Below are 5,483 nucleotides of genomic sequence, written 5' to 3'. Positions count from 1 at the left end.
CAGTTGGTTAGAATACCGGCCTGTCACGCCGGGGGTCGCGGGTTCGAGTCCCGTCCACTCCGCCATTTATTTGAGAAACCTCAGCAGAAATGCTGAGGTTTTTTGCGTTTAGAGAAGGTATATCGACCTGCGGTCGAACGAGCCCCGGTCGTGTGCGACCCCAGCCACTCCGCCATTTATTTGAGAAACCTCAGCAGAAATACTGAGGTTTTTACGCTTAGGGAAGATATATTCGACCTACGGTCGAACGAGCCCCGGTCGTGTGCGACCCCAGCCATTCCGCCATTTATTTGAAAACCTCAGCAGAAATGTTGAGGTTTTTTGCGTTTAGGGAAGACATATTCGCCCAGTGGTAGAACGAGTCTCGGTCGTGTGCGACCCCAGCCATTCCACCATTTATTTAATAAACCTCAGCAGAAATGTTGAGGTTTTTTGCGTTTAGGGAAGGTATATTCGACCTGAGGTCAAACGAATCCAGTCGTGTACGACTCTAGCTGCTCTAGCATTGACTCAGAAGCCTTATGCTATTAAGAGATATATTTACTCTCTCGGCTGAATGAATCCAAGCTCTACCTAGTTCTCCACTCTTTTACTCTGACTACCAACATGAGCCAATGAAGTTTATTCCTTTTTGGTAGATGTGCTTTAAAACGCAAAGGTGTTGATACCAAATTTCTAATTACTAGGCGTGAATGCGATGGTATTCAGTGTGCATACCAGAGCTGATACTCTCACTATAGAAAGATACTAAGTCTTCCGTATCAGGCTGAAGAAGACTTGTGGAGTGGGTTCTTGGTATCTCTATAAAAGGGTAAATATTCTGGATAAAGCTCACATGGAGCCTTACCCAGAGATGGACCTAAGAAAGGGTGATCGCGTTCATAGTAGAGAGATCTTTATGATCCCATGTCCAATACTGCTCGTTGCTGATTTGTATCCCTCCAACCCACTTATTTTCAATGGCTGGTTCAGATTCAAAATCGCGGTCGAGCAATTCAATAGAGGCTTTTTGCCACCTCTTTTCATCGATACTTTTTGCATGAATAACTGGGTTTTCACCGAGAGTGAGAGGTTTTATCACCGCCCAATACATAAGATCAGCAAGATATACCAATGGCTCTGCCTCCATATAGCGCTTGTAAAGCGTTTTGAAATCCAATTCTTCTTCGCTATTTTTGAGTACTTGAATGGTGATTTCTTGAGTGAGCCCTAATCTCGAGATTGAGTTTGGTATCTCTTGCAAATGTCTAAAGATGACGTGTTTGATGTTTGGAAATAACGATTCATCAATATGATTGTACTGCTCTATGAGTTTCTTCGGTGTAGGAGAACAAAATGCCGCCCACAGACTTTTTGCAGCGGTAATATGATCAATAGTCAGTTCTTTACGTGTGTCCCAAAGAACTCTTAATGCTTCAGAAGGAAGTTGTCCTAAACCAATGAAACGTTCCCCTCCAGGGAATTTATCGATTTCAATCAACTCAACGCGGTCAAGGTTCTGATAAGAAAGCAGGGCAAGAGTGCGAATGAGCATGAGTTGGTCGTAGTTGTCGTGCTCTACCCATAGTACGATTCTCTGATACTTACTTTCTAATAATTGGTTGGAGTCTCTTACGCTGTCCTCTCGGATACGCTCTATGGATTTGTCGACCCCTTCCATTTCTGAAATAAGGTTATAGTAAATAAACTCAGAACGTAGAGTGAGTAAACTTTCTTCATTTGTTACCAAGGGACCAATACAAAAAGGGTCTATGTAAGGAAGAAAGTCTCCAATGAATCCGGATTTTTTGAGTGTTCCTTGAATATCATGACCACAACGTACATGCAGTGTGTGGAGATCGTCGTCTAGCAGGGTAAGTACATTACCAGATTGGTTTTTGTTACTTTCTAATAACTCTACGTGATGTTTGAGCTTAACCCAACTAGGAAGCCCAAGTTCGCGTGCTATGGAGAGTTGGACATCTGAAAGCTTCACGCTTTCTGCTTCTTGGGTATTGGTAATATGGTGTTCATTGAGCCAAATAAGATCGTTTTTAGATCCCGATTTAATGGCTTTAAGGCGTGTTTTAGCTTGTTTCTTTAGGTACGAAAGGTTTAGAGAAAAAGGGTTCATATATTCACCGTCTCATTGCTTCTGTACTCGCTTTTCAGAAGAGAAGGTAAACCGAATTGTGGTTCCCATATGGGTAATACGTTAATACCTTGAGTATCACTCTTTCCGCGAGTAGGTGGCGTAGGTGGCGCGCACAGGAGAATATATAACGAATTAGGCGGGAATGAAAGGGTCGTGACGGAAATGCGCTAGGCAGGGTGAGTGAGGTGTTTATTTGCAATGAATTAATTGTGTATCTACAACGAAAAAAGCCAAGTCTTTCGACTTGGCTTTTGAATTTGGCTCCCCCTGCGGGACTCGAACCTGCGACATACGGATTAACAGTCCGCCGTTCTACCAACTGAACTAAGGGGGAATTGATTATTTAGACTCTATCAAGAGTGGTGCCGACTACCGGAATCGAACTGGTGACCTACTGATTACAAGTCAGTTGCTCTACCTACTGAGCTAAGTCGGCTCTTATGAATTCAGAATAATTTCTAAACTCTTTAAAGTGGCTCCCCCTGCGGGACTCGAACCTGCGACATACGGATTAACAGTCCGCCGTTCTACCAACTGAACTAAGGGGGAACAATAAATGGTGCCGACTACCGGAGTCGAACTGGTGACCTACTGATTACAAGTCAGTTGCTCTACCTACTGAGCTAAGTCGGCACACTTTATTCATTGTTTGTTCGTGCAAGCACCAACAAAATAAAATTGTGGTGCCCGGAGGCGGAATCGAACCACCGACACGAGGATTTTCAATCCTCTGCTCTACCGACTGAGCTATCCGGGCGACGGGGTGTATTAAAAGGCTTTTCGGCTTAGAGGTCAATACAAAAATGTAAAAAAACTATCGTTTGATGTTTTTCTGTACTTAGTGGCACGTTTTTAAGCATTAGAGATGGAAATGCCATCAATTATAAGGCGGTTTACGTTCCTATAATTAGAATATCGTGACGAAAAGCATGAGCTCAACATATGTCTGGATGATAAAAAAGGCTAAGAATGTCATTAACACTCTTAGCCTAGTGTATTACCTCAATATATTACTTTTGTACGGTGAACTTGTTGACCCAAGTTTCCAGTTCATTTGAGAGTGAAGACAGTGTTTGCGTACTGTTATGACTTTCTGAAACGACACTGCTTAGCTGATTACCACTTTCTTCAATCATGTTGATTCGTTGCGAGATGTCATCGCCAACTTGAGTCTGCTCTGCTGCTGCCGTAGCAATTTGATGGCTCATTGACGTAATGGACTCTAGAGCTTCAACGATGTGCTGCAACGCTTCGGATGCGTTTCTTGACTCAACAACCGTATTTTGGCTAGTTTCAGCGCATACACCCATCGTATTGATTGCGTTGCGTGACCCTTCTTGAAGATTGGAGATCATTTGTTGGATTTCTTTAGTGCTACCTTGAGTTCGGCCTGCTAGGTTTCTCACTTCATCAGCAACGACTGCGAACCCTCGCCCTTGCTCACCGGCACGGGCAGCTTCGATTGCAGCATTTAAAGCCAGCAGATTTGTCTGTTCAGCGATATCACCAATAACATCCAATACTTTTGCGATGTTGTTTACGTCGTTATCCAGGTCTGAAACGGCTTGGCTTGCTGTACCTAGCTGGGTTGCTAAACCTTCAATGTTACCTACGGTGCTGTGAATGAGCTGCTGCGTCACTTGGCTTTGTCTATCGGCCTCATCAGTGTTGGAGGCAGTGTCTCGAGCTGAATCTGCTACGTTGTTTGCAGAAGAGGCCATTTCCGTCATTGCCGTTGCAATCATTTCAGTAGACTGTTGCTGTGTGTCTGTTAACCCAGCAATAACACCTGCACGTGATTCGACATCAGATAGCTCTTGTCTTAGAGCGACCATAGATTTTTCTAAGTTACTGACCAATTGCGCAAGTGAGCGGCTCATCTGCTGTACGGCATGGTAGATACTGCCTTCCTCAGCCTCTTCACTGAAGTTTGCTTGGATTTGACCTGCAGCGACAGCTTGAACGGCTTTGCGAACTTCCTGAGGCTCCCCACCTAGTAGTGATATCATTCGGCGAATAGCGAGAAGAAGAATAATAAAGATAGCGCCACCAATGAAGACACAAAGAGTGAGCTGCCATTTAGCGGTAGACCAGAATCGTTCATTCACTTCATTAAATCCAATACCAGTACCCACGTACCAGCCCCACACTTGGGACTTTTCAGCAATGGACAGCTTTTCTTCTATCGAATTGTCTGCCTGTTTTTGTGTCCAGACGTATTCCGCAATACCGTTTGGATTTTGTGCTACCGCTTGTTGAAGAATGCTACCAACACTGCCGCCGTTTCCATCTTTGAAATCATGGAAGCTGGTTCCATGGAGTTGAGGATCTAAAGGGGTCGCTACAAAGTTGAGGTTTTCATCCGCAACATAAACGTATTCATTGTCTTTATAAATATTGTTTCGAAGGATGCGAGTAGCGATTGTTTTTGCTTGTTCCTCTGTAAGGGTCCCATCCTGCGCCATTTTTTCCATCTCGCCCAAAATACTGTACGTACTTTTGAACAGTTCGGTTACACGAGACTTGTTATCTAGGTTACTGGCAACGCGCAGTGTCCATAAGCCTGTAGCGGTCAATGCTAGCAGCGAAAACAGAATGATCGCCGAAAGCAAATAAGATTGAGTTTTTAATTTCATGGTGTCCCCTCGGCAGTTTGCCTAATTAAAGTCAGCCGAAACCAAGTATCGATTTCTGCCTGCTGCTTTATATCGGCATATTAGGGTAGAGTTTAATATTTTTATAATGCTTAAATATCAAAGTATGAGTTAGATTAAATTTTTAGCTCGAAATAATTGACATCTAGGCGAATAATTAATCGAGATCTTGTTTGGTAAATTATGATATTTAGTGCATAAAATAATTAGCTAGATATTCTATTAGTACGAGTTTTAATCATAGAATTCGTTATCTTATTTTGTTTAGCTAACTATCGATGGAAATTCATAAATTTTTAATATTTGAATGGTAATTAATAAAATTATCATTAAGGGTAAGTGAAATCTTAATTGTTAGATGACTTACATTTATCGATTGCGTAGCAAGTAATGTCGTTATGCGCATATGGATTTTTATGTTGTATCTGTTTTTGAAAATAGAAAAGCGCAATATCGTTGGATTAAAACACGTTAACCAAACTTGCGGTTAGAGACTAGGTTATTGATTCTTTTGAGATCACTGACTTTATTTGGTTTCAGCTTATGGTAAAGATGACCGTTTCAGATTGGCTGTTTTAAATGATGTTTTTCGGGTGAGGCTTACGGAGTCATCAAGACCTGAGGTATAAGCTGGATTGGCTAATTAGAACGAAAAAAGCCAAGTCTTTCGACTTGGCTTCAGATTGATGACGAAC

General features: G+C 42.5%; 2 protein-coding genes and 5 tRNA genes. All 7 read right to left on the bottom strand.

From position 1 onward, the window contains the following. Positions 1 to 859: 859 nt before the first annotated feature. Positions 860 to 2,113 (bottom strand): DUF1835 domain-containing protein, encoded by a 1,254-nt coding sequence (locus CW749_RS28005; protein WP_101115760.1) that lies wholly within the window; start codon positions 2,111 to 2,113, stop codon positions 860 to 862. A 279-nt stretch (positions 2,114 to 2,392) separates the two neighbouring features. Next, positions 2,393 to 2,468 (bottom strand) — tRNA-Asn (locus CW749_RS28000). Positions 2,469 to 2,494: 26 nt separating this feature from the next. Then, a tRNA-Thr gene (locus CW749_RS27995) sits at positions 2,495 to 2,570 on the bottom strand. A gap of 37 nt (positions 2,571 to 2,607) precedes the next feature. Beyond that, positions 2,608 to 2,683: transfer RNA gene (locus tag CW749_RS27990), tRNA-Asn, on the bottom strand. An 8-nt stretch (positions 2,684 to 2,691) separates the two neighbouring features. Continuing rightward, a tRNA-Thr gene (locus tag CW749_RS27985) sits at positions 2,692 to 2,767 on the bottom strand. 48 nt (positions 2,768 to 2,815) lie between these two features. Further along, positions 2,816 to 2,891: transfer RNA gene (locus CW749_RS27980), tRNA-Phe, on the bottom strand. A 253-nt stretch (positions 2,892 to 3,144) separates the two neighbouring features. Beyond that, positions 3,145 to 4,770 carry a methyl-accepting chemotaxis protein gene (locus CW749_RS27975; protein WP_101115758.1) on the bottom strand — a complete coding sequence of 542 codons (1,626 nt, stop codon included), beginning with the start codon at positions 4,768 to 4,770 and terminating at the stop codon, positions 3,145 to 3,147. Positions 4,771 to 5,483: the final 713 nt, after the last annotated feature.

It is taken from the genome of Vibrio sp. vnigr-6D03, assembly GCF_002835515.1.
Classification (GTDB): domain Bacteria; phylum Pseudomonadota; class Gammaproteobacteria; order Enterobacterales; family Vibrionaceae; genus Vibrio; species Vibrio penaeicida.
The sequence above is the reverse complement of the archived record's forward strand: the minus strand, read 5'-3'. Positions and strand labels throughout refer to the sequence as shown.